Origin of the sequence: Mycobacterium sp., assembly GCF_035314665.1 — a bacterium.
Classification (GTDB): Bacteria; Actinomycetota; Actinomycetes; order Mycobacteriales; family Mycobacteriaceae; genus Mycobacterium.
Genome location: NZ_DATFZD010000444.1, coordinates 1 through 22,701 on the forward strand (window position 1 = coordinate 1; position 22,701 = coordinate 22,701).

General features: G+C 66.5%; 21 protein-coding genes. 14 read left to right on the forward strand and 7 right to left on the reverse strand.

Annotated features, from left to right (window positions below; all coding sequences use genetic code 11):
- From VKI00_RS32405 to VKI00_RS32450, 10 genes are all read left to right on the forward strand, one after another.
- Window positions 1–1,553, forward strand: a 1,553-nt coding sequence (locus tag VKI00_RS32405) for a phenylalanine--tRNA ligase subunit beta (protein ID WP_324447386.1), incomplete at its 5' end; no start/stop codon positions are given.
- Between the two features lie 273 nt (window positions 1,554–1,826).
- The gene (argC, locus tag VKI00_RS32410; protein WP_324447387.1) at window positions 1,827–2,861 is read left to right on the forward strand and encodes an N-acetyl-gamma-glutamyl-phosphate reductase; all 1,035 of its coding nucleotides are present in this window, start codon (window positions 1,827–1,829) and stop codon (window positions 2,859–2,861) included.
- Window positions 2,858–4,072, forward strand: coding sequence for a bifunctional glutamate N-acetyltransferase/amino-acid acetyltransferase ArgJ (gene argJ, locus VKI00_RS32415; RefSeq protein ID WP_324447388.1), 1,215 nt, complete (start codon window positions 2,858–2,860; stop codon window positions 4,070–4,072). Before argC ends, argJ begins: the two co-directional genes overlap by 4 nt.
- Window positions 4,069–4,950 carry an acetylglutamate kinase gene (argB, locus tag VKI00_RS32420; RefSeq protein WP_324447389.1) on the forward strand — a complete coding sequence of 294 codons (882 nt, stop codon included), beginning with the start codon at window positions 4,069–4,071 and terminating at the stop codon, window positions 4,948–4,950. Before argJ ends, argB begins: the two co-directional genes overlap by 4 nt.
- Complete coding sequence (locus VKI00_RS32425; RefSeq protein ID WP_324447390.1) at window positions 4,947–6,137, forward strand: acetylornithine transaminase; 1,191 nt, start codon at window positions 4,947–4,949, stop codon at window positions 6,135–6,137. Before argB ends, VKI00_RS32425 begins: the two co-directional genes overlap by 4 nt.
- Window positions 6,134–7,060, forward strand: a complete 927-nt coding sequence (gene argF, locus VKI00_RS32430; protein WP_324447391.1) for an ornithine carbamoyltransferase — start codon at window positions 6,134–6,136, stop codon at window positions 7,058–7,060. Before VKI00_RS32425 ends, argF begins: the two co-directional genes overlap by 4 nt.
- On the forward strand, window positions 7,057–7,557 hold the full coding sequence (locus VKI00_RS32435) for an arginine repressor (RefSeq protein ID WP_324447392.1): 501 nt from the start codon (window positions 7,057–7,059) through the stop codon (window positions 7,555–7,557). Before argF ends, VKI00_RS32435 begins: the two co-directional genes overlap by 4 nt.
- A gap of 24 nt (window positions 7,558–7,581) precedes the next feature.
- Window positions 7,582–8,784: an argininosuccinate synthase gene (locus VKI00_RS32440; protein WP_324447393.1), complete on the forward strand. Its 1,203-nt coding sequence runs from the start codon at window positions 7,582–7,584 to the stop codon at window positions 8,782–8,784.
- A gap of 2 nt (window positions 8,785–8,786) precedes the next feature.
- Window positions 8,787–10,199, forward strand: a complete 1,413-nt coding sequence (argH, locus tag VKI00_RS32445; RefSeq protein WP_324447394.1) for an argininosuccinate lyase — start codon at window positions 8,787–8,789, stop codon at window positions 10,197–10,199.
- A gap of 9 nt (window positions 10,200–10,208) precedes the next feature.
- The gene (locus tag VKI00_RS32450) at window positions 10,209–11,516 is read left to right on the forward strand and encodes a cytochrome P450 (RefSeq protein ID WP_324447395.1); all 1,308 of its coding nucleotides are present in this window, start codon (window positions 10,209–10,211) and stop codon (window positions 11,514–11,516) included.
- On the opposite strand, the gene VKI00_RS32455 is transcribed toward VKI00_RS32450, so the two are convergent.
- Together VKI00_RS32455 and VKI00_RS32460 are read right to left on the reverse strand one after the other, a co-directional pair.
- A complete protein-coding gene (locus tag VKI00_RS32455; RefSeq protein WP_324447406.1) occupies window positions 11,491–11,682 on the reverse strand; it encodes an EAL domain-containing protein in 192 nt (63 codons plus the stop codon). The genes VKI00_RS32450 and VKI00_RS32455 overlap by 26 nt on opposite strands.
- Window positions 11,683–11,700: 18 nt before the next feature.
- Entirely contained in the window at window positions 11,701–13,479 is a 1,779-nt protein-coding gene (locus VKI00_RS32460) for an ABC-F family ATP-binding cassette domain-containing protein (protein WP_324447396.1), read from the reverse strand.
- Window positions 13,480–13,708: 229 nt separating this feature from the next.
- Here VKI00_RS32460 and VKI00_RS32465 point away from each other — a divergent pair, with 229 nt between their 5' ends.
- The gene (locus VKI00_RS32465) at window positions 13,709–16,678 is read left to right on the forward strand and encodes an acyl-CoA synthetase (protein WP_324447397.1); all 2,970 of its coding nucleotides are present in this window, start codon (window positions 13,709–13,711) and stop codon (window positions 16,676–16,678) included.
- A gap of 14 nt (window positions 16,679–16,692) precedes the next feature.
- Window positions 16,693–16,905 (forward strand): Trm112 family protein, encoded by a 213-nt coding sequence (locus VKI00_RS32470; RefSeq protein ID WP_324447398.1) that lies wholly within the window; start codon window positions 16,693–16,695, stop codon window positions 16,903–16,905.
- Here VKI00_RS32470 and VKI00_RS32475 read toward each other — a convergent pair.
- From VKI00_RS32475 to VKI00_RS32485, 3 genes are read right to left on the reverse strand one after another with little or no spacing between them, the layout of a single operon-like run.
- A complete protein-coding gene (locus VKI00_RS32475) occupies window positions 16,871–17,494 on the reverse strand; it encodes a TetR/AcrR family transcriptional regulator (protein ID WP_324447399.1) in 624 nt (207 codons plus the stop codon). The two genes, VKI00_RS32470 and VKI00_RS32475, sit on opposite strands and share 35 nt — an antisense overlap.
- Window position 17,495: 1 nt before the next feature.
- Window positions 17,496–18,326, reverse strand: coding sequence for an ABC transporter permease (locus VKI00_RS32480; RefSeq protein ID WP_324447400.1), 831 nt, complete (start codon window positions 18,324–18,326; stop codon window positions 17,496–17,498).
- Window positions 18,260–19,024: an ABC transporter ATP-binding protein gene (locus tag VKI00_RS32485; RefSeq protein ID WP_324447401.1), complete on the reverse strand. Its 765-nt coding sequence runs from the start codon at window positions 19,022–19,024 to the stop codon at window positions 18,260–18,262. Before VKI00_RS32485 ends, VKI00_RS32480 begins: the two co-directional genes overlap by 67 nt.
- A 58-nt stretch (window positions 19,025–19,082) precedes the next feature.
- On the opposite strand from VKI00_RS32485, the gene VKI00_RS32490 reads away from it, so the two are divergent.
- Window positions 19,083–19,694: a DNA-3-methyladenine glycosylase gene (locus VKI00_RS32490; protein WP_324447402.1), complete on the forward strand. Its 612-nt coding sequence runs from the start codon at window positions 19,083–19,085 to the stop codon at window positions 19,692–19,694.
- A gap of 103 nt (window positions 19,695–19,797) precedes the next feature.
- Here the strand turns inward: VKI00_RS32490 and VKI00_RS32495 are convergent, their stop codons facing one another.
- Window positions 19,798–20,982, reverse strand: a complete 1,185-nt coding sequence (locus tag VKI00_RS32495) for a transposase (protein WP_324447403.1) — start codon at window positions 20,980–20,982, stop codon at window positions 19,798–19,800.
- A 109-nt stretch (window positions 20,983–21,091) separates the two neighbouring features.
- Here VKI00_RS32495 and tyrS point away from each other — a divergent pair, with 109 nt between their 5' ends.
- Window positions 21,092–22,360: a tyrosine--tRNA ligase gene (gene tyrS, locus VKI00_RS32500; RefSeq protein WP_414687354.1), complete on the forward strand. Its 1,269-nt coding sequence runs from the start codon at window positions 21,092–21,094 to the stop codon at window positions 22,358–22,360.
- A gap of 42 nt (window positions 22,361–22,402) precedes the next feature.
- Here the strand turns inward: tyrS and VKI00_RS32505 are convergent.
- A partial coding sequence (locus VKI00_RS32505) for a hypothetical protein (RefSeq protein ID WP_324447405.1) occupies window positions 22,403–22,701 on the reverse strand: 299 nt, incomplete at its 5' end.

Below are 22,701 nucleotides of genomic sequence, written 5' to 3' on the forward strand. Positions count from 1 at the left end.
TCGACGACGTCGCGACCGCCGCGATCGGCGGCGTGATGGGGTCGGGCAGCACCGAGATGCGCGACGACTCGACCGACGTGCTGCTGGAGGCCGCGGTGTGGGATCCGGCGGCGGTGTCCCGCACCGCACGACGGCTGCACCTGCCCAGCGAGGCCGCCCGCCGCTACGAGCGTGAGGTCGACCCGGCAATCTCGGTGGCGGCGCTGGACCGCTGCGCCGGATTGCTCGCCGATATCGCCGGCGGCGTGGTGTCGGAAAAGCTGACCGACTGGCGGGGCGACCCGCCGCGAGACGACTGGTCGCTACCGCCGATCCCGATCGCGGCCGACCTGCCGGACCGCACGGCCGGGGTGAGCTATCGGCCAGGCACGACAGTCCGGCGGCTGACGCAGATCGGCGCCGCGGTGACCGGTGATGACGAAACGCTGACCGTGACACCGCCCAGCTGGCGGCCAGACCTACTGCAGCCGGCCGACCTGGTCGAAGAGGTGCTGCGGCTGGAGGGGCTGGAACTCATTCCATCGGTGCTGCCGTCCGCGCCGGCCGGGCGGGGCCTGTCGGCCAAACAGCGCCGTCGCCGCGCGATCGGCAAGTCGCTGGCGCTGTCGGGCTACGTGGAGGTCCTGCCAACGCCGTTTCTCCCGGCCGGCGTATTCGACGCCTGGGGCCTGCCCGCCGATGATCCGCGACGCAGCACCACGCAGGTGCTCAACCCGCTGGAGGCCGATCGGCCGCATCTGGCCACCACGCTGCTGCCGGGGCTGCTGGAGGCGCTGGCGCGCAACGTGTCCCGCGGCATCGTCGACGTGGCGCTGTTCGCCATCGCGCAGGTGGTGCAGCCAACCGCACAGACCAAGCGCGCCGGGCTGATCCCGGTGGACCGGCGTCCCACCGACGAGGAAGTCGCCCAGCTCGACGGGTCGCTGCCGCGCCAACCAGAGCACGTCGCCGCGGTGTTGACCGGGCTGCGGGAACCGCGCGGCCCCTGGGGTGAGGGCCGGCGCGCCGAAGCGGCCGACGCGTTCGAGGCGGTCCGAACCGTCGCGCGTGCCAGCGGAATTGAGGTGGTGCTGCGGGCCGCCCAGCATCTGCCCTGGCATCCCGGCCGGTGCGCCGAGGTGCTGGTCGGCGACGGACTGGTCGGGCATGCGGGTGAACTGCATCCGGCGGTGATCGAGCGGTCCGGGCTGCCCAAGGGTACGTGCGCGGTCGAACTGAACCTTGACGCGATGCCGATCGTCGAATCGTTGGCGGCGCCGCGGGTTTCGCCGTTTCCCGCGGTATTCCAGGACGTCAGCCTCGTCGTTGACATGGACGTCGCAGCGCAGACGGTGGAAGACGCGGTCCGCGACGGTGCGGGGGAATTGCTCGAGGATGTTCGGCTCTTCGACGTCTATACCGGCCCGCAGCTCGGGGAAAGCCGCAAGTCGCTGACGTTCGCGCTGCGGTTCCGTGCGGCCGATCGCACGCTCACTGAAGACGAGGCCAGCGCGGCCCGCGACGCGGCCGTGCGGTGTGCCGCCGAGCGGCTCGGGGCGGTGCTGCGTACCTAAAGCGTGTCGAACAAAGTGTCGAGTGGCCCCGGGTGTGGTCAGCCTGGGCACGAACACCCAGGCTGACCTCACCGGTACAGATGCCTCAAATCAGCTCAGAAGGCAACCCCAGAAAAGCGGCTATCAGAATCCCGCACTGAAAAGCCCGGCGAGCAAGTCAGCCTCCGGAGCAAGGATGTCAGGCGGACATGCCCGCCGCAGCTGTGGCGCGAACACGCTAGAGAGCCCAGCATTAGTTTGCAAGAACATGCATAGTCATGCAGTATTGCCGTCATGACAATCGTGGCGGTGGCGGGCGCCAGTGGCTATGCAGGCGGCGAAATCCTGCGGTTGCTGCTCGGGCATCCGGCTTACCATGACGGGCGGCTGACGATCGGTGCGCTGACCGCTGCCGCGAGTGCCGGCAGCACGCTGGCCGACCATCACCCGCACCTGTTACCGCTGGCCCAGCGAGTACTCGAGCCCACCGAGGTCGAGGTACTGGATGGCCATGACGTGGTTTTCCTCGCGCTTCCGCATGGGCACTCGGCGGTGTTAGCGCAACAGCTCAGCGCCCAGACGCTGTTGGTGGATTGCGGTGCAGATTTCCGTCTGACTGACGCGGGCGCGTGGGAGCGCTTCTACGGCTCGCAGTACGCCGGCACCTGGCCTTACGGGCTACCGGAGCTGCCCGGCGCGCGGGACGCGCTGCGCGACGCCCGGCGCATCGCGGTACCGGGCTGCTATCCGACGGCCGCGCTGTTGGCGCTTTTTCCGGCGCTGGCCGCCGACCTCGTCGATCCCGCCGTCACCGTCGTCACGGTCAGCGGCACCTCCGGCGCCGGCCGCGCCGCGAAGACCGACCTGCTCGGTTCGGAGGTGATCGGTTCGGCGCGGGCTTACAACATCGCCGGCGCACACCGGCACACCCCCGAAATCGTTCAGGGGCTGAAGCAGGCTACCGACCGGGATGTCACCGTGTCGTTCACACCGGTGCTCATCCCGACCTCGCGCGGAATCCTGGCGACGTGTAGTGCCCTTACCCAGTCACCGTTGTCTCAGTTGCGCGCGGCCTACGAAAAGGCTTACCACGCTGAGCCTTTCGTTCACCTTCTGCCTGAAGGACAGCTGCCGCGTACCGGCTCGGTGATCGGCTGCAACGCCGCGCACATCGCGGTCGCGGTCGACGAGGACGCGTCCACCTTCATCGCCATCGCGGCGATCGACAATCTGGTCAAGGGCACGGGCGGCGCCGCCGTCCAGTCGATGAACCTGGCGCTGGGTTGGCCGGAGACCGAAGGCCTTTCGGTGGTCGGGGTGGCGCCGTGACCGACCTCACCGATGCGGCCCCTCTGGTGCGTGCCCAGGGAGTGACGGCCCCGGCCGGTTTCCGCGCCGCCGGGATCGCCGCCGGCATCAAAGCCTCGGGTGCATTAGACCTGGCGCTGGTGTTCAACGAAGGCCCGGACCTTGCGGCCGCCGGCGTGTTCACCCGCAATCAGGTCAAGGCGGCACCTGTGCTGTGGACACAGCAGGTGCTGATGACCGGCCGGCTGCGGGCGGTGATCCTGAACTCCGGCGGCGCCAACGCGTGCACCGGGCCGGCCGGCTTCCAGGACAGCCACACCACCGCCGAAGCTGTTGCGGCCGCGCTGTCGGACTGGGGCACCGAGACCGGTGCGATCGAAGTCGCCGTCTGCTCAACAGGATTGATCGGCGACCGGCTGCCGATGGACAAGGTTCTCGCCGGGGTCGGTCACGTCGTGCACGAGATGGCCGGCGGGCTGGGCGGCGGAGAAGAGGCCGCGCGGGCCATCATGACCACCGACACCGTGCCCAAACAGGTTGCGCTGCACCATCCGGACAAGTGGACCGTTGGCGGGATGGCCAAGGGCGCCGGGATGTTGGCGCCGTCGCTGGCGACCATGTTGTGCGTGCTCACCACCGATGCGGTCGCGGAGTCCGGCGCGCTCGAGGACGCGCTGCGCCGGGCCGCCGCGCGGACCTTCGACCGCCTCGACATCGACGGCTGCACCTCGACCAACGACACGGTGCTGCTGCTGGCCTCGGGCGCAAGCGAGATCGTGCCGTCCCAAACCGATCTCGACGACGCGGTGCTGCGCGTCTGCGATGACCTGTGCGCTCAGCTGCAGGCCGACGCCGAAGGCGTCACCAAGCGGATCACCGTGACCGTGACGGGCGCCGCCACCGACGACGACGCAGTCTCGGTCGCCCGGATGGTCGCCCGCGACAACCTGGTCATGACCGCGTTATTCGGTTCCGATCCCAACTGGGGCCGGGTGCTCGCGGCGGTCGGTATGGCGCCGTTCACGCTCAACCCGGACCGGATCACCGTGTCGTTCAACGGTTCTGCGGTGTTCGTCGAAGGCGTCGGAGAAGCGGGTGCGCGTCAGGTGGACCTGTCCGGCGAGGACATCGACGTCCTGATCGACCTCAAAATGGGCAACGGCCAGGCGGCCATCCGCACCACCGACCTGTCTCACGGCTATGTCGAAGAGAATTCGGCCTACAGTTCATGACTACCGGCGCGTTGCCCACGCAAGCGAAGGCCCAGGTGCTGGCTGCGGCCCTGCCGTGGCTCAAGCAATTGCACGGCAAGATCGTGGTGATCAAATACGGCGGCAACGCGATGACCGACGACACGCTGCGGTCCGCGTTCGCCGCCGACATGGCGTTCTTGCGTAACTGCGGGATCCACCCGGTCGTCGTGCATGGCGGCGGGCCTCAGATCAGCGCAATGTTGGAGCGGCTCGGGATCTCCGGTGACTTCAAGGGCGGCTTCCGGGTCACCACACCGGAAGTGCTCGACGTGGCCAGAATGGTGTTGTTCGGTCAGGTGGGCCGCGAGTTGGTCAACCTGATCAACGCGCACGGACCCTATGCGGTCGGCATCACCGGCGAGGACGCACACCTGTTCACGGCGGTCCGGCGCAGTGTCACCGTCGACGGTGTGCCCACTGACATCGGGCTGGTGGGCAACGTCGACCATGTCAACACCGCGGCGTTGCTTGACCTTATTGCGGCGCAACGCATCCCGGTGGTCTCGACGCTGGCGCCAGACAGCGACGGCGTCGTGCACAACATCAACGCCGACACCGCAGCGGCGGCGCTGGCCGAAGCATTGGGAGCCGAAAAGCTGCTGATGCTCACCGACATCGAAGGTCTATACACCCGCTGGCCCGAGCGTGATTCGCTGGTCACCGAAATCGACACTGCCACATTGGCACAGCTGCTGCCGACATTGGAGACCGGGATGATCCCCAAGATCGAGGCATGTCTGCGCGCTGTCGGTGGCGGCGTACCCAGCGCGCACATCATCGACGGCCGCGTCGAGCATTGCGTGCTGGTGGAATTGTTCACTGACGAGGGCACCGGCACGAAGGTGGTGAGCGCGTGACCCGCACCGAGAGGATGCAGCAGCGGTGGTCCGCGGTGATGATGGACAACTACGGCATCCCGCCGGTGGCATTGGCCAGCGGAGACGGCGCCGTGGTCACCGATGTGGACGGGAAGTCCTACCTGGATCTGCTTGGCGGCATCGCCGTCAACGTCCTGGGACACCGTCACCCAGCCGTGATCGACGCCGTCACGCGGCAAATGTCAACGCTGGGGCACACCTCTAACCTGTATGCCGCCGAACCGGGCATCGCGCTGGCCGAAGCGCTGGTCGGCTTGCTTGGCTGCGACGCCGAGGCGCGGGTGTTCTTCTGCAACTCCGGCACCGAGGCCAACGAGCTGGCGTTCAAACTCTCCCGGCTGACCGGGCGCACGAAACTGGTTGCCGCCCAGGAAGCTTTTCACGGCAGGACGATGGGCTCGCTGGCGCTGACAGGCCAACCAACCAAGCAGGCACCGTTTGCACCGCTGCCCGGTGACGTCACACACGTGCCATACGGCGACACCGCGGCCCTGGACGCTGCGGTCGGCGACGACACCGCCGCCGTGTTCCTCGAGCCGATCATGGGGGAGATCGGTGTTGTCGTCCCGCCCGACGGCTACCTCGCGGCGGCCCGCGACATCACCGCCCGCCATGGCGCGCTGTTGGTTCTCGACGAGGTGCAGACCGGAATGGGCCGCACCGGTGCGTTTTTCGCCCATCAGCACGACGGCATCACCCCCGACGTGGTGACGCTCGCCAAAGGCCTCGGAGGTGGACTGCCGATCGGGGCATGCCTGGCGGTTGGCCCGGCCGCGCGACTGCTCACACCCGGTCTGCATGGCAGCACCTTTGGCGGCAACCCAATCTGTGCGGCGGCGGCTCGGGCGGTGCTGCGGGTACTAGCCAGCGAAGATTTGGTGCGACGCGCCGAAGTCCTCGGAAAAACGTTGGGCCAAGGCATCGAATCGCTTGGTCATCCGCTGATCGACCATGTCCGCGGCCGTGGCTTGCTGTGTGGGGTGGTGCTCAGTGCCCCGGCCGCGAAGGAAACCGAGATCGCCTCTCGTGCCGCCGGTTTCCTGGTCAACGCCGCCGCACCCAACGTCATTCGGTTGGCGCCGCCGTTGATCATCACCGAACACCAGATCGACACCTTCGTCACTGCGCTGCCGGGCATCCTGGATACCGCTGAGGGGACACGATGACCCGCCACTTTCTGCGCGACGACGACCTGTCGCCAGACGAACAAGCCGAAGTGCTGGCGCTGGCTGTCGAGCTGAAGAAGGATCCGTTCAGCCGCCGCCCCCTGGAGGGTCCGCGCGGCGTCGCCGTCATCTTCGACAAGAACTCCACCCGCACCCGGTTTTCGTTCGAGGTCGGGATCGCCCAGCTCGGCGGGCACGCCGTGGTGGTCGACGGCCGCAGCACCCAGTTGGGCCGGGAGGAGACCCTGCAGGACACCGCGAAAGTGTTGTCCCGCTATGTCGATGCCATCGTCTGGCGGACCTACGGGCAAGCCCGGCTCGCCGCGATGGCCGAAACCGCGACGGTGCCGATCGTCAACGCGCTCTCCGACCAATTCCACCCGTGCCAGGTGCTTGCCGATCTGCAGACCGTCGCCGAACGCATTGGATCCCTGCGCGGGTTGAGCATGTCGTACTTCGGCGATGGCGCCAACAACATGGCGCACTCGCTGATGCTCGGCGGTGTCACCGCCGGCATGGACGTGACGATCGCCGCTCCTGACGGCTTTGCCCCCGACCCATCGGTGGTCGCCGCCGCCGAGCGGCGCGCCGCGGACACCGGCGCCTCGGTGACGGTCACCACGGACCCCGCCGCTGCCGCGTCGGGCGCCGACGTGCTGGCGACCGACACCTGGACGTCGATGGGGCAGGAGGACGACGGACTGGATCGGGTGCGGCCGTTCCGTCCTTTCCAGCTCAACGCCGGGCTACTCTCCTTGGCTAACTCTGAAGCTGTTGTGCTGCACTGCCTTCCAGCGCACCGAGGTCACGAGATCACCGACGACGTGATCGACGGGCCGCACAGCGCGGTGTGGGACGAGGCCGAGAACCGGCTGCATGCGCAAAAGGCGCTGCTGGTGTGGCTTTTGGAGCAGTCGAGATGACGCGCAGCGGGTCGAAGACCACAACCGAAATCACCCGGGCCGCCCGGCAGGCTCGCATCGTGGCGACCCTGTCGTCGGCCGAGGTGCGCAGCCAGAGCGAGTTGGCCGCGCTGCTCGCCGCCGACGGTATCGAGGTCACCCAGGCCACCCTGTCGCGGGATCTCGAGGAGCTCGGCGCGGTGAAGCTGCGCGGCGCCGACGGCGGGGTTGGCGTCTACATGGTGCCCGAGGACGGCAGCCCCCTGCGCGGGGTATCCGGCGGCACAACACGGCTGTCGCGGCTGCTCAGCGAGCTGCTGGTGTCTACCGACGCCAGCGGAAACCTCGCCGTGCTGCGCACCCCGCCCGGCGCGGCCGACTACTTGGCCAGCGCCATCGACCGGGCAGCCCTGCCGTACGTCGTCGGAACGATCGCCGGCGATGACACCATCTTCGTAGCGGCCCGCGAACCGATGAGCGGCGCTGAGCTGGCAACCGTGCTCCAAGACCTTAAATAACCGGCGAAACAAGGAGATCAATTCATGTCCGAGCGCGTCATCTTGGCGTATTCCGGCGGTTTGGACACCTCGGTGGCGATCAGCTGGATCGGCAAGGAGACCGGCCGGGAGGTCGTCGCGGTCGCGATCGATCTGGGCCAGGGCGGTGAGGACATGGAGGTGGTGCGCCAGCGGGCGCTGGACTGCGGCGCCGTCGAAGCGGTCGTCGTCGACGCCCGCGACGAGTTCGCGGAGGGCTACTGCCTGCCGACCATCTTGAACAATGCGCTGTACATGGACCGCTACCCGCTCGTGTCGGCGATCAGCCGACCGCTCATTGCCAAGCATCTGGTCGCGGCCGCTCGCGAGCACGGTGGCGGGATCGTAGCGCACGGCTGTACCGGCAAGGGCAACGACCAGGTGCGCTTCGAAGTTGGATTCGCCTCGCTCGCACCTGATCTGGAGGTACTGGCACCGGTGCGCGACTACGCGTGGACCCGGGAGAAGGCCATCGCTTTCGCCGAAGAGAACGCCATACCTATCAATGTCACCAAGCGCTCACCATTCTCGATCGACCAGAACGTCTGGGGGCGGGCGGTCGAAACGGGCTTTTTGGAACACCTGTGGAACGCGCCGACCAAGGACGTCTATTCCTACACCGAAGATCCCACCGTTAACTGGAACACCCCCGACGAGGTGATCATCGGATTCGAGCGCGGCGTACCGGTATCGATCGACGGAAAACCGGTGTCGGTGCTACAGGCGATCGAGGAACTCAACGCCCGCGGCGGCGCGCAAGGAGTCGGACGGCTCGACGTAGTCGAAGACCGGTTGGTAGGTATCAAGAGCCGCGAAATCTACGAGGCACCGGGGGCGATGGTGCTGATCACCGCGCACACCGAGCTCGAACACGTCACGCTCGAGCGTGAGCTGGGGCGGTTCAAACGGCACACCGACCAACGCTGGGCGGAGCTGGTTTACGACGGATTGTGGTTCTCGCCCTTGAAGGCGGCGCTGGAAACCTTCGTCGCCAAAACCCAGGAGCATGTGTCCGGCGAAATCCGAATGGTATTGCACGGCGGCCACATTGCCGTCAACGGTCGGCGCAGCGCGGAATCGCTGTATGACTTCAACCTGGCCACCTACGACGAGGGCGACACCTTTGATCAGACCGCCGCGCGTGGTTTTGTGCAGATCCACGGCCTGTCGTCGAAGCTAGCTGCGCGACGAGATCGCGCCACCGACTAAACATGACCACCAACGAAGGATCGCTGTGGGGCGGGCGGTTCGCCGACGGCCCGTCCGAAGCACTGGCCGCGCTGAGTAAATCCACCCACTTCGACTGGGTGCTGGCGCCCTACGACATCACCGCGTCCAGGGCGCACACCGTGGTGCTGTTCCAGGCCGGATTACTCACCGAAGAGCAGCGCGACGGGCTGCTGGCCGGGCTGGACAGCCTCGCCGAGGACGTCGCCGACGGCAGCTTCGGCCCGCTGGTCATCGACGAGGACGTGCATGCCGCGCTGGAACGCGGACTGATCGAGCGCGTCGGTTCCGACCTGGGCGGTCGGCTCAGGGCCGGCCGCTCACGAAATGATCAGGTGGCCACGCTGTTTCGGATGTGGCTGCGTGACGCGATACGACGAGTCGCAGCCGGTGCGCTCGACGTTGTCGGTGCATTGGCGGCGCAGGCCGCCGCTCACCCGAGGGCCATCATGCCCGGCAAGACGCACCTGCAGTCGGCTCAGCCGATCCTGCTGGCACACCATTTACTTGCCCACGCCCACCCGCTGCTGCGCGACGTCGACCGGATCGTCGACCTTGACGAGCGCACCGCGGTGTCCCCCTATGGTTCCGGGGCGCTGGCCGGTTCGTCGCTGGGGCTCGACCCGGACGCGATCGCCGAACGGCTCGGCTTCGCAACAGCAGCAGAGAACTCCGTCGACGCCACTGCAGCAAGGGATTTCGCCGCCGAGGCGGCGTTTGTTTTCGCGATGATCGGTGTCGATCTGTCGCGGCTCGCCGAAGATATCATCATCTGGAGCTCAACCGAATTCGGGTACGTGACCTTGCATGACTCGTGGTCGACCGGCAGCTCGATCATGCCGCAAAAAAAGAACCCCGACATCGCCGAGCTGGCTCGCGGCAAATCCGGGCGGTTGATCGGCAACCTCGCCGGGCTGCTGGCCACGCTGAAGGCTCAGCCGCTGGCGTACAACCGGGACCTGCAGGAAGACAAAGAGCCGGTCTTCGACTCGGTCGCGCAGTTGGAGCTGCTGCTGCCGGCGATGGCCGGACTGGTAGGCAGCCTGGCCTTCGACACAGACCGGATGGCGGCGCTCGCCCCGGCGGGATACACGCTCGCCACGGATATCGCCGAATGGCTGGTGCGCCAAGGTGTTCCGTTCCGGGACGCCCACGAGTCGGCGGGCGCGGCGGTGCGGGTCGCCGAGGAGCGCGGGGTCGGCCTGGAGGAGTTGACCGACGACGAGCTGGTCGCCGTCAGCAGCGACTTGACCCCCGAAGTGCGAGAAGTGCTCACCATCGAGGGCTCGGTGTCATCGCGCGACGCGCGGGGCGGAACCGCGCCGGAACGCGTCTCCGCGCAACTCGAGGCGGTCCGGGCTGTCGCCGAACGACTTCGGCAACAGCTGAGCCGGTAGGAGGTCGGCATGCGGGACCGAACGCGCCGGGCGGTCCGGTACCCGCCGGGCGAAGCATTGCTGGCGTTGTATCGGCGGCGCGGCCCGGTGATCAATTCCGGGATAGCGGGACTGGGCTACACATATCTGCTCGGACCCGAGGCGAACAGGTTCGTCTTCGCCAATGCCGACGCGTTCAGCTGGCAGGAAGCATTTCAGGTTCTCGTCCCGGTCGACGGCCCGACGGCATTGGTGGTCAGTGACGGAGCCGATCACCGTCGCCGGCGCAGTGCCGTCGCCCCGGCCCTGCATCGCCGACAGGTCGGCGACTACGTGCCGATCATCGCCGCCAACGTCGACGCGGTCATCGACCGCTGGCAGCCCGGGCAGCGAATCGACATATACGACTCGTTGCGTGCCGCGGTGCGGCGGAGCATCGCTGAATCCCTCTTCGGCTCACGAATCGCCGAGCATGCCGACTTTCTCGGTGACCAATTGCAACCCCTGCTTGCGCTGACGCATCGCCCACCTCAGGTGATGCGAGCCCAACAGTTGATCAGATCACCCGGGTGGCGGCGGGCAATGGCGGCGCGGGCTCGCATCGACGACTTCGTGGACCGCCAGGTGGCCGACGCGAGCATCCATCCCCGTCCCGACGATCACCTGCTAACCACGTTGATTACCGGACGCCCAGATGACGGGCAGCCATTGACCCCCAACGAGATTCGTGACCAAGTCGTTTGGCTGATCGCCGCCGGTTACGAAACCACCAGCGGCGCCCTGGCGTGGGCCATCTATGCACTGCTGACTATTCCGGGCGCCTGGGACAGCGCAGCCGCTGAGGTTGCCGGGGTCTTAGACGCCGGGCCACCGAGCGCGCGGAACATCGGGGCGCTGACCTACCTCAATGGAGTCGTGCAGGAGACGCTGCGGCTGTACAGCCCTGGAGTGATCTCGGCCCGAAAAGCTAAACGTGACATCCAATTTGACGGGCACCGGATTCGGGCTGGGCGAACGCTGATATTCAGCGCGTATGTGACCCACCGGATCAGCGACGTGTGGGCCGACCCTGAAGAGTTTCGTCCGCAGCGGTGGGATCCTGACTCTGAGCACTATCATCGGCCGGCGCCGCACGAGTTCATCCCGTTCAGTGCGGGCCTGCATCGGTGCGTGGGATCGGCGATGGCCACCACCGAGATGACGGTCATGCTGGCCCGGCTGGTGGCCAGGACTACGTTGCTTCTGCCTTCTCAGCGGATCAGGGCACGCAACTTCGCCGCCCTGCGGCCCTGGCCGGGCTTGACCGTTGAGGTCAAGCAAGTCTCCGCGGTGCCGTGAGCACCGGAGTTGCCGGGACGTGGGGAATTTCGCGAGCAGGCAACGGACGGCAGAGGAAGTTTCCCTGGATGGCGTCGCAGCCGAATTCCCTGAGTCTTTGCGCCGTTTCCTGATCCCCGACGCCTTCGGCGACACTGGTGATGCCGAACACCTCGGCGAGCTCGATGGCTGAGCGCGCACAAGCTCACTCGAATACTTCCAAGAGTTGCAGCCAACGGCTCTCCAGTTCGGCGACGTCGCCTTCCAGGTCGCGCAATTCCTCGGTGAGCCGGGTGATTCCGACGTGGTCGGATTGGTCATGCTCCGCGAGGTCCTGATGCTTGGCTGCGATCTGGTCGGCTAGCCGCGCCAGCCTGCGATCAATTGCAGCGATCTCCTTCTCGGTGGCGCGCAATTCCGCTCCCGAAATCGCTTGCGGCCGAGAGGTTCCGGTGGCCGACGTTGCGGCACGCGTTGTGGCCGCCTGCGCGGCCAGCCTCAGGTATTCGTCGACACCCCCCGGCAGATGTCGCAGCCGGCCATCGAGGATCGCGTACTGCTGATCGGTGACACGTTCGAGCAGGTAGCGGTCGTGCGAGACGACGATCAATGTGCCCGGCCACGAGTCGAGCAAGTCTTCGGTGGCCGCCAGCATGTCGGTGTCGACATCGTTGGTGGGTTCGTCGAGTAGCAGCACATTGGGCTCGGCCAGCAGCGTCAGCATCAGCTGCAGCCGGCGGCGTTGGCCGCCGGATAGGTCTGCGACCCGCGCCGAAAGCTGGCCGCCGGCGAACCCGAGCCGCTCCAGCAACTGGGCAGGAGTGACCTCGCGGCCGTCGACGTGATAATCGCTGCGCAGCCGGCCCAGCACGTCGGCGACCCGTTCGCCCCCCAACGGCGCCAGCTCGTCGCCTCGTTGGTCGAGGATACCCAAGCGAACAGTCTTGCCGCGCTTGACTTTTCCGCTGTCGGGTTGCACGGCGCCGGTGATCAGTCCGAGCAGGGTGGACTTGCCGGCGCCGTTGGCGCCGACGATGCCGCTGCGTTCTCCGGGGCCGATTCGCCATTCGATATTGCGCAGCACGGGTTGCCCGTCGAACGAGACCGACACGTCGAGCAGGTCGACGACGTCCTTGCCGAGCCGCGCGGTGGCGAGTTTCGCCAACTCGACGGTGTTGCGCAGCGGCGGTACGTCGGCGATCAGCTGGTTAGCCACATCGATCCGGAACTTTGGTTTCGACGTTCGCGCGGGCGGGCCGCGGCGAAGCCAGGCCAGCTCCTTGCGCATCAGGTTCTGCCGCTTGGCCTCGGCGACGGCGGCCCGCCGGTCCCGCTCGACTCGCTGCAAGACATATGCGGCGTAGCCGCCCTCGAACGGCTCGACGATCCCGTCGTGCACCTCCCACGTCGTCGTAGCCACCTCGTCGATGAACCACCGGTCGTGGGTCACCAGCAGCAGGCCACCACTGTTACGGGCCCAGCGCTGGCGCAAGTGACCGGCCAGCCAGGTGATGCCTTGGATGTCGAGGTGGTTGGTCGGCTCGTCCAGGGCAACGACATCCCAATCGCCGACCAGCAGCGCGGCCAGCTGGACCCGGCGCCGCTGGCCACCGCTGAGTGTGCCGATCGTCGCGTCCCAGCCGATGTCGGCGACCAATCCGCCGACAACGTCGCGGATATGCGGATTACCGGCCCATTCGTGCTCGGGCCGGTCGCCGACCAGCGTCGATCCCACCGTGCTGCGCGAATCCAGGATGTCGGCCTGGCTGAGCGCGCCGACCCGTAGTCCGCTGCGCTGCGTCACCCGCCCGGAATTCGGACGCACCCGACCGGTGAGCAAACCCAGCAAACTGGACTTGCCGTCGCCGTTTCGGCCCACGATGCCGATCCGGTCGCCGTCGCTTACTCCGATGGTCAACGAGTCGAAGACCACCTGAGTCGGATACTCCAGGTGCACGGCCTCGGCGCCCAGCAGGTGTGCCACCGTCCAGACCTTACGTGGGCGATCCGGGCGAACCGGCGAGCGACCGTGCTGATGGCGGCGACCCGCTTCGCCCGGCTTCCAGCCGCGCTCGCGATCGCCGCTAGGCTGGCGAACGCACTGGCGCCGTGTTCAAAGCTGCGGGCCCACCCTTTGCGATGTGCCATGATGACCACGCTGTCAGGCCCACAAGCAGCACAGAAACGTCTCAGGTTTAAAGGGGAGCGGCGGCATGGATCTGAATTTTTCAGCGGTCACGCGACCGGTCGAGCGTCTGATGGCCACGGCGCAGAACGGCCTGGAAGTCCTGCGCCTCGGCGGGCTGGAAACCGGCAACTCTCCGTCGCCGTCCCAGGTTGTCGAGAGCGCGCCGATGTACAAGCTTCGACGGTACTTCCCACCGGACAGTCGGCCGGGGCACCCCCAGGCGGGGCCGCCGGTGCTGCTGGTGCACCCGATGATGATGTCGGCGAACATGTGGGATGTCACCCGGGAGGACGGGGCCGTCGGCATCCTGCACGCCGCCGGGCTCGATCCCTGGGTCATCGACTTCGGCTCACCCGACAAGGTCGAGGGTGGTATGCGCCGGAATCTGGCCGATCACATCGTCGCGCTGAGCGAGGCGCTCGACCTGACCGCAGACATCACCGGTCAGGATGTGCACCTGGTCGGCTATTCGCAGGGCGGGATGTTCTGCTACCAGGCGGCGGCCTACCGGCGTTCGAAAAGCATCGCCAGCATTGTGACGTTCGGCTCGCCGGTAGACACCCTGGCCGCGCTGCCGATGGGCCTTCCGCCCAACATTGCTCCCGGTGTTGCCAATTTCATGGCCGACCACGTCTTCAACCGGTTGGATATCCCAGGCTGGTTGGCGCGCGCCGGCTTTCAGATGCTCGATCCGCTCAAGACCGCCAAAGCGCGGGTCGATTTCGTGCGCCAGCTGCACGACCGTGAGGCGCTGCTGCCAAGGGAGGCCCAGCGCCGATTCCTGGAGTCAGAAGGCTGGATCGCGTGGTCCGGCCCGGCGATCTCCGAGCTGCTCAAGCAGTTCGTCGCACACAACCGGATGATGACCGGCGGTTTCGCCATCAACGGCCAATTGGTGACGCTGACCGATATCACCTGTCCCGTACTGGCTTTCGTCGGCGAAGTCGACGACATCGGCCAGCCCGCCGCGGTGCGCGGTATCCGGCGCGCCGCGCCCAACGCCGAGGTTTACGAGTACTCGGTGCGTACGGGTCACTTCGGGCTGGTCGTCGGATCCAAAGCGGCACAAGAGTCTTGGCCAACCGTCGCCGATTGGGTGCTATGGATCTCCGGTCACGGCGACAAGCCCACCGACATCTTCCCGATGGCCGATCAGCCGGAGGAGCACGAGGATCGCGGCGTTGCGTTGAGTGCGCGGGTGATTCACGGCCTGGGTGAGGCATCGGAGGTGGCGCTGACACTCGCCCGCGGTGCGGCCGACGCCGTCGTCGCAGCGAACAAGTCGATGCGAACATTGGCCGTTGAGACCGTCCGAACGTTGCCCCGGCTGGCTCGACTGGGCCAGATCAACGACCACACCCGGATCTCGCTTGGCCGGATCATCGCCGAACAAGCCAGCGATGCGCCGAACGGTGAGTTCCTGCTCTTCGACGGGCGCGTGCACACCTACGAGGCGGTGAACCGGCGCATCGACAACGTCGTGCGCGGCCTCATCGAAGTCGGGGTGCGTCAGGGCGAACACGTCGGCGTTTTGATGGAAACCCGGCCAAGCGCGCTGGTGGCCATCGCCGCGCTGTCGCGGTTGGGCGCCGTCGCCGTCCTGTTGAAGCCCGACGTCGACCTGACCGCAGCGGTCCGGCTCGGCGGAGTGAGCGAGATCATCACCGACCCAACCAATCTCGAGACCGCGCGGCAACTGCCCGGGCAGATCCTTGTCCTCGGTGGCGGTGAGTCCCGCGACCTGCATCTGTCCGACGACGCCGGCGTCATCGACATGGAACAGATCGACCCCGACGCCGTGGAGCTGCCGGCCTGGTACCGGGCCAACCCGGGCTACGCGCGGGATCTGGCGTTCATCGCGTTCAGCACCGCCGGCGGGCAACTCGTGGCCAAGCAGATCACCAACTACCGCTGGGCGCTCTCGGCGTTCGGCACCGCCTCGACCGCGGCGTTAGGCCGCAACGACACCGTGTACTGCCTGACGCCGCTGCATCACGAGTCCGGGCTACTGGTCAGCCTCGGCGGTGCGGTGGTTGGCGGTGCCCGCATCGCGTTGTCGCGCGGCCTGCAGCCGGACCGGTTCGTCGCCGAATTGCACCAGTACGGCGTCACCGTCGTCTCCTACACGTGGGCCATGCTCCGCGATGTCATCGACGATCCGGATTTCGCATTGCGCGGCAGTCACCCGGTGCGGTTGTTCATCGGCTCGGGTATGCCGACCGGATTGTGGCAGCGAATCGTCGACGTGTTCGCCCCGGCGCGTGTCGTGGAGTTCTTCGCGACCACCGACGGGCATGCGGTGCTGGCCAACGTGTCGGGCGCCAAGATCGGCAGTCAGGGCCGGCCGTTGCCCGGCGCCGGGCATATCGAACTGGGCGCCTACGACGCCGAACATGACCTGATCCTGGAAACCGACCGTGGGTTGGTCCGGGTTCCGGACCCCAACGAGGTGGGTGTGCTACTCGCCGAGCCGCGCGGACCCATCGATCCGACCGCGTCGGTCAAACGTGGCGTGTTCGCTCCCGCCGACACCTGGATCTCCACCGAATACCTGTTCCGTCGCGACGCCGACGGCGACTTCTGGTTGGTGGGCAGGCGCGGCTCGACCGTGCGCACCACCCGCGGCATTGTGTTCTGCGACCCGATCACCGACGCGATCGGGCTCATTCCGGCGGTCGATCTCGCGGTGACCTATGGCGTCCCGATGGACGGTCACCAAGTCGCAGTGACGGCGGTGACGTTGCGGCCGGGCGCCACGATCACAGCGGCGGATCTCACCGAGGCGGTGGCGGCCATGCCCTTCGGGTTGGGCCCCGACATCGTGCACGTGGTGGGGGAGATGACGCTGAGCGCCACCTATCGTCCGACAGTCAGCCCCTTGCGAGCGGCCGGGATTCCCAAGCCGGGACGGCACGCTTGGTATTTCGATGCGTACGCCAGCCAGTTCCGACGGTTGACGGGCGCGGCACGGACCGAGATGTCCGGTGCGCATTGACAATTGAGGCCAACATGATTGACGAAGCGCTGTTGGACATCCTGGTTTGCCCGGCCGACCAAGGCCCGCTAGTGCTGGCTGGGGATGTGCTCTACAACCCGCGGCTGCGGCGCGCCTACCGGATCGAAGACGGCATCCCGGTGCTGCTGGTCGACGAGGCCCACGACGTCGACGACGACGAACACGCCCGGCTTATGGCGCAAGCAGGTCCGGAAGATCCCCGGTGAAGTAGCGCTGCAAATTCGGCGCGATAGTCTGCGCGATCCGCTCAGCCGGAAGCGACTTGAATGGCTCCAATTCCAGGATGTAGCGGGCCATCACGACGCCGATCAACTGCGAGGCGACGAACTGGATCCGGATCATCGCGCTGCCCGAGGGACTGTCAATACGCGGCCCGATCGCGACTGCGATCACTTCTTGGATGAACGAGCGGAAAAGACTCACCTCGGAGCCCGTCAATACCGACCTCAGCGCGGCGATGAAACCCGCACCGATCTCGGAATCCCACAGCGGCAATAACATTGAAGGCAGCTTGTAACCGAGCTCCTCGACGGGCACTTCGCGCAAAGGGCCGATTACGGCCATCGGGTCGATCGGGATGTGAACCGCCGCCGCGAATAGCTTTTCCTTGGTGCCGAAGTAATGATGCACCAACGCAGAATCGACGCCGGCCGCCGCCGCTACTGCGCGTATCGACGTATTCGCAATCCCATTGCGGGCGAATAGGTCTCTCGCGCTGGCCAGGATCCGATCCCGGGTATCTGAACTTCCCGCTGGTCGTCCGGGCCTTCTGCGCCCGGTGTTGGTGGCCGTCACGCTAAGGTGTCCGTCTGCGCAGGGTGGCTGCGGCCAGGCACAGCGCGGCGAGCGCAAACCCCAACACCACGATGATGTCGCGCACCGCGACGGACGTCAGCTCCGAATGCGCGCCCACCTGTTGCAGCGCTTCCAGCGCGTAGCTGGCGGGTAGCACGTTGCTGAGCCATTGCAGCCAGTCCGGCATCAGCGCGCGCGGGACGATGATGCCGGCCAGCAGCAGCTGAGGCACCATCACCAGCGGGATGAACTGCACCGCCTGAAACTCGGTGCGGGCGAAGGCACTACAGAGCAGTCCGAGGCCGACGCCGAGCACCGCGTTGACGACCGCGATGACGAACACCCATGCCGGGCTGCCCGCGGTGTCGAACCCGAGGAGCCAAAACGCCACAATGCAGGCCAAGGTGGCTTGCACCGCAGCGGCGATAGAAAAGGCTGTGCCATAAGCGATTAGCAGGTCCAGTCGACGCAACGGGGTGGTCAGAATGCGCTCCAACGTCCCCGATGCGCGTTCCCGCTGCATCGTGATGGCCGTGATGATGAACATCACGAAAAGTGGGAAGAGGCCGAGCAGGATCAGGCAGGCATTGTTGAACGGCGTTGGTGCGCCCGGACGGTGCGGGGCGTTTTCAAACATGAAGTACATCAACGTGATAACCAGTACCGGCACCGCCAGAATCATCGCGATGCTGCGGGGATCGGCGGCCAGCTGGCGCAGGATCCGTAACGTGGTGGCGCGGTACGGTTTGAGATTCCCGTGCAGTCCTACCCGGCTTGGCGCTTCGTGCTTTCCCTGATGATGGACAGAAACGCCTGCTCCAGGGACGTGCATCCGGTGTCCTCTCTTAGTCGGGTCGGGGTGGTCTGCGCGACCAAGTGACCGTCGCGCATGAGCAACAGGTCTCCGCAGTGGTCGGCTTCGTCCATCACATGGCTGGAAACGAGCAGCGTGGTGCCGCCGCGGGCCAACTCGGTGAATTGCTCCCAGAGATCTGCCCGCAGAACCGGGTCCAATCCCACGGTGGGTTCGTCCAGAACGAGCAACTCGGGCTGGGACACCAGCGCGCACGCAAGCGACACCCGGGTTCGTTGACCACCGGAGAGATTGCCGCAGTAGGCAGGGCTGTGATCGCTAAGCCCCACTCGCTCGATCGCGGAGTCGGCGGCGTGGCCGTCGAAACCGTAAAGCGATGCGAAATAGCGGACGTTGTCGACGATGCGCAGGTCGTCGTAGATCGTCGGGTCCTGAGGCAGGTACCCGATCCGCCTGCGCAGGGTTGCCGAGCCGGCCGGCAGACCGAGCACCCGGACCGTGCCCGAGGCGATGAGCTGGGTGCCGACAATGCAACGCATCAGCGTGGTCTTGCCGCAGCCCGACGGACCGAGCAGGCCGGTGACGCTGCCACGGGCGATGCGAACCGAGAAGTCGTGCAGCGCCGGGCGTTTGCCGCGGATCACCCGCAAGTGGCTGATGTCGACGGCTGCTTCCTGGCCGTTCGCGGATAATTCATCGTGTGATGAAGTCATCATAGGATGAATATCCGCCCCTGCGGCCTAGCTGTCAAGGGCCGCAGGCAGAATCTTTCCGATGGGCGCTGACCAACTCGTGGTCGATCCGGTTGGAGCGGCGCAGCGACTACTCGGCGCCACCCTCACCGGTCGCGGGGTCACCGCCACGATCGTCGAGGTAGAGGCCTATGGCGGGGTGCCCGACGGTCCGTGGCCGGATGCCGCCGCCCATTCGTATCGCGGTCCCACCGGTCGCAGTGCGATCATGTTCGGACCTCCGGGCCGGCTTTACACCTACCGCAGCCACGGCATCCACGTATGCGCAAACGTGGTGTGCGCTGCCGACGGCGTCGCCGCCGCGGTGTTGCTGAGGGCCGCTGCGATCGAGACCGGGCTCGACGTCGCCCAGTCGCGGCGCGGTGCGTCCATCCGTACCATCGCGCTGGCGCGCGGACCGGGGAATCTTTGCTCGGCGTTGGGTATCACCATGTCCGACAACGGCGTCGACCTGTTTGCCGCGGACAGTCCGGTGCGGCTGAGGCTCAACAACACCCTCGAGGCGGCCGTAGGTCCACGGGTCGGCATCAGCCACGCCGCTGACCGGCCCTGGCGGCTGTGGCTGCCGGGCCGGGCGGAGGTCTCGGCCTACCGGCGCAGTCCACGAGCGCCGGCGCCCGGCGGCAGCGACTAAATCCGACGCGCCGTCCGGTCGCCCGCCGCGCCGCCGCGTCAGTGCGAGAGGATCTTTGACGTCCTCCGCCGGCTTGAGCCGGAGGATTCCAACCCCGCTCCACTTAGGCAGCAGGAGAACAGAGTTGAGGTTCACGGTTCATAGACTGGCCAGCGCCGAGGTCTCTCCGTGCTGTCACCGCCCGTCCGGCGGCGATGTTGCGTGCGGCGTTCACGTCAGCGTTGCACGGGCCCACGCCGCAGGCGACGCACTGGAAAACCGCTTGGCTCTTGCGGTTTTCAGGCGCCATGTGCCCGCAGCGGGAGCATCGTTGCGACGTAAACGCTGCTGGGACGAATTCGAGCCGCCCCGCAGCTTTGTGCTTGAGCCGGGCAACCAGCAGTCCCCAGCCGTGGCGGCTGATCTCACGGTTGAGGCCCCGTTTCTGCGCGACGTTGGTGCCCGGGCATTCACGAGTACCGCGCGCCGACCGCGTCATAGCACGCACATGCAGATCCTCGACACGGATGATCGTGAAGCGACGCGCCAAATCGGTGGTGGTCTTTTCCACCCAGTCACGGCGGCGATCTGTTTCGCGGGCGCGCAACCTGGCAATGGCCAGCCTTGTCCTCACTCGCCGATGAGATCCGCGGCGCGCTCGGGCAAAGCGCTGCTGCAGTCGGCGCAGCCGCTCGGTTTCGGCGGCGCTAAGGCCAGGGGCGTGCAGCAACTCGCCTGTAGACAGCGCAGCTGACACCGCGACGCCGCGATCAACGCCAACTACGCCGCCATCGCCGGGTCCCGGGATTGGTTGCGGGATAGCAGCAAACGCGATGTGCCACCGCCCGGACCGATCGAAATTGACGCGATAGGACTTCACTGTGTCGGGTATCTCGCGGGTCCAGCGGAACCGCACCCAACCGACCTTGGGTATCCACACCTGCCCGTAGCGGCGGCTGAGCCGCTTAATGTGGCGCGGTTTGACACCGACGTGCCGGAATCCCTCGTGCTTGCCGGCCTTACGCCACTTCGGACGACGGTGAGTGCCGTTGAAGAAGTTGCGCATCGCTTGCGCAAAGTCCCGTAACGCCTGCTGCTGAACGGTCTGTGACCCTGCCGCGAGCCAGTCATGTTCGGCGCGAGCCGCAGTCAACTGAGCACACTGCTCGTTGTAACCGGGGGCTTGGCGACCGGGCTGCCAGTGGTGATGCTGCTCGACAGCCAGATTCCACACAAACCGGGCGTGGCGACAATGCCCGACCAGCGCAGCCGCCTGCTCACGGGTGGGAAGCAACCGAGATCTGCACACACGGGCAACATAGGCGGGACCACCGACATCTCCCGAAAGGAAACATGCGCCGTTTTCCTCCCCCGACTAAACCCAGGAGTTTGCACGCCGCAAAATGATGGCTGTGGGCATGAGCATCCTCGACGAGCTGCAATGGCGTGAACTGATCGCACAGTCCACCGACCTTGACGCGCTGGCCGCCGAGGCTGCCCGGGGTCCGATCACGCTGTACGCCGGATTCGACCCCACCGCGCCCAGCCTGCATGCCGGGCATCTGGTGCCGCTGTTAGCGCTGCGGCGCTTCCAGCGCGCCGGACACCGCCCCATCGTTCTGGCCGGCGGCGCAACCGGGCTGATCGGCGACCCTCGTGAGACCGGCGAACGGGTGCTCAACACCGCCGAAACCGTCCAGGGATGGACCGAGCGGATCCGCGGGCAGTTGGAACGCTTCGTCGATTTCGACGCCTCGCCTACCGGTGCCATCGTCGAAAACAACCTCGAGTGGACCAGCGCGATGTCAGCAATTGAGCTGCTGCGCGACGTCGGCAAGCACTTCTCGGTCAACGTCATGCTGGATCGAGACACCGTCCGGCGGCGCCTGGAGGGCGAGGGGATCTCCTACACGGAGTTCAGCTACATGCTGTTGCAGGCCAACGACTACGTGGAGCTTTACCAACGGCATCGCTGTGTGCTGCAGATCGGCGGATCCGACCAGTGGGGCAACATCATCGCCGGGGTGCGCTTGGTGCGTCAGAAGCTGGCAGCCTCCGTGCATGCCCTCACCGTTCCGCTGGTGACCGCGGCCGACGGCACGAAGTTCGGCAAGTCCACCGGCGGCGGCAACGTGTGGTTGGACCCGGAGATGACGACTCCGTACGCCTGGTACCAGTACTTCGTCAACACCGCCGACGCCGACGTCATCCGATACCTGCGCTGGTTCACCTTCCTGCCGGCCGACGAATTGGCCGGACTCGAGGAGGCCACAGCCGCGCGGCCGCACGAGCGTGCGGCACAACGGCGATTGGCGCGTGAACTGACCACCCTCGTGCACGGCGAGCACGCCACTGAGGCCGTTGAACACGCAAGCCAAGCGTTGTTCGGGCGCGGGGAACTGACTCGGTTGGATGAGTCCACGCTGACGGCCGCGCTACGCGAGACCTCGGTAGCTGAGCTGAAGCCCGGGTCGCCGGACGGGATCATCGATCTCCTGGTCGCCAGTGGGTTGTCGCAGAGCAAGGGCGCGGCCCGACGCACGATCGCCGAGGGCGGCGTGTCCGTCAACAACGCCAAGATCGAGGACGAAGAGTGGGCACCCCGACCGAGCGACTTCCTGTACGGACGCTGGCTGGTCTTGCGTCGCGGCAAGCGGAATATTGCCGGGGTCGAGCGCGTTCCTTGATAGTGCGAGCGCTGGAACGCGCCGTCTAGCAGGTTGTTTGACTCAGCGTTTTCGCTCGCGTAACTTGATCGAGTCGTCGCGACACGGCCCGGCCGTCGAGCGCGACGATGTCCCAGAGGGAAGTTCCACTTCGGTGGGTCCCTCGTCGTCCGCACAGCGAGTAAGCGGCCAAAAGCCGCGGGGCTTGTTGCGCGGTCGGAGGGTGTTGTTTGAGAACTCAATAGTGTGTTTGGTGGTTTTGTTTTTGTTGTTGTTTTTTTGACTGCGCTTGTGGCGTCCCGTGTCATGGGTGTGGTTGTTTTTTGTTGATGCCAGTTTTTTGGTGTTTTTTGTTAGGTCAG

Bases quoted from the DNA above. Each gene is read 5' to 3' on its own strand.
- argC (WP_324447387.1), top strand. From the start codon at position 1,827: ATGACAATCGTGGCGGTGGCGGGCGCCAGTGGCTATGCAGGCGGCGAA.
- argB (WP_324447389.1), top strand. From the start codon at position 4,069: ATGACTACCGGCGCGTTGCCCACGCAAGCGAAGGCCCAGGTGCTGGCT.
- argF (WP_324447391.1), top strand. From the start codon at position 6,134: ATGACCCGCCACTTTCTGCGCGACGACGACCTGTCGCCAGACGAACAA.
- VKI00_RS32435 (WP_324447392.1), top strand. From the start codon at position 7,057: ATGACGCGCAGCGGGTCGAAGACCACAACCGAAATCACCCGGGCCGCC.
- VKI00_RS32440 (WP_324447393.1), top strand. From the start codon at position 7,582: ATGTCCGAGCGCGTCATCTTGGCGTATTCCGGCGGTTTGGACACCTCG.
- argH (WP_324447394.1), top strand. From the start codon at position 8,787: ATGACCACCAACGAAGGATCGCTGTGGGGCGGGCGGTTCGCCGACGGC.
- VKI00_RS32450 (WP_324447395.1), top strand. From the start codon at position 10,209: ATGCGGGACCGAACGCGCCGGGCGGTCCGGTACCCGCCGGGCGAAGCA.
- VKI00_RS32465 (WP_324447397.1), top strand. From the start codon at position 13,709: ATGGATCTGAATTTTTCAGCGGTCACGCGACCGGTCGAGCGTCTGATG.
- VKI00_RS32470 (WP_324447398.1), top strand. From the start codon at position 16,693: ATGATTGACGAAGCGCTGTTGGACATCCTGGTTTGCCCGGCCGACCAA.
- VKI00_RS32480 (WP_324447400.1), bottom strand. From the start codon at position 18,326: ATGCACGTCCCTGGAGCAGGCGTTTCTGTCCATCATCAGGGAAAGCAC.
- VKI00_RS32485 (WP_324447401.1), bottom strand. From the start codon at position 19,024: ATGATGACTTCATCACACGATGAATTATCCGCGAACGGCCAGGAAGCA.
- VKI00_RS32490 (WP_324447402.1), top strand. From the start codon at position 19,083: ATGGGCGCTGACCAACTCGTGGTCGATCCGGTTGGAGCGGCGCAGCGA.
- tyrS (WP_414687354.1), top strand. From the start codon at position 21,092: ATGAGCATCCTCGACGAGCTGCAATGGCGTGAACTGATCGCACAGTCC.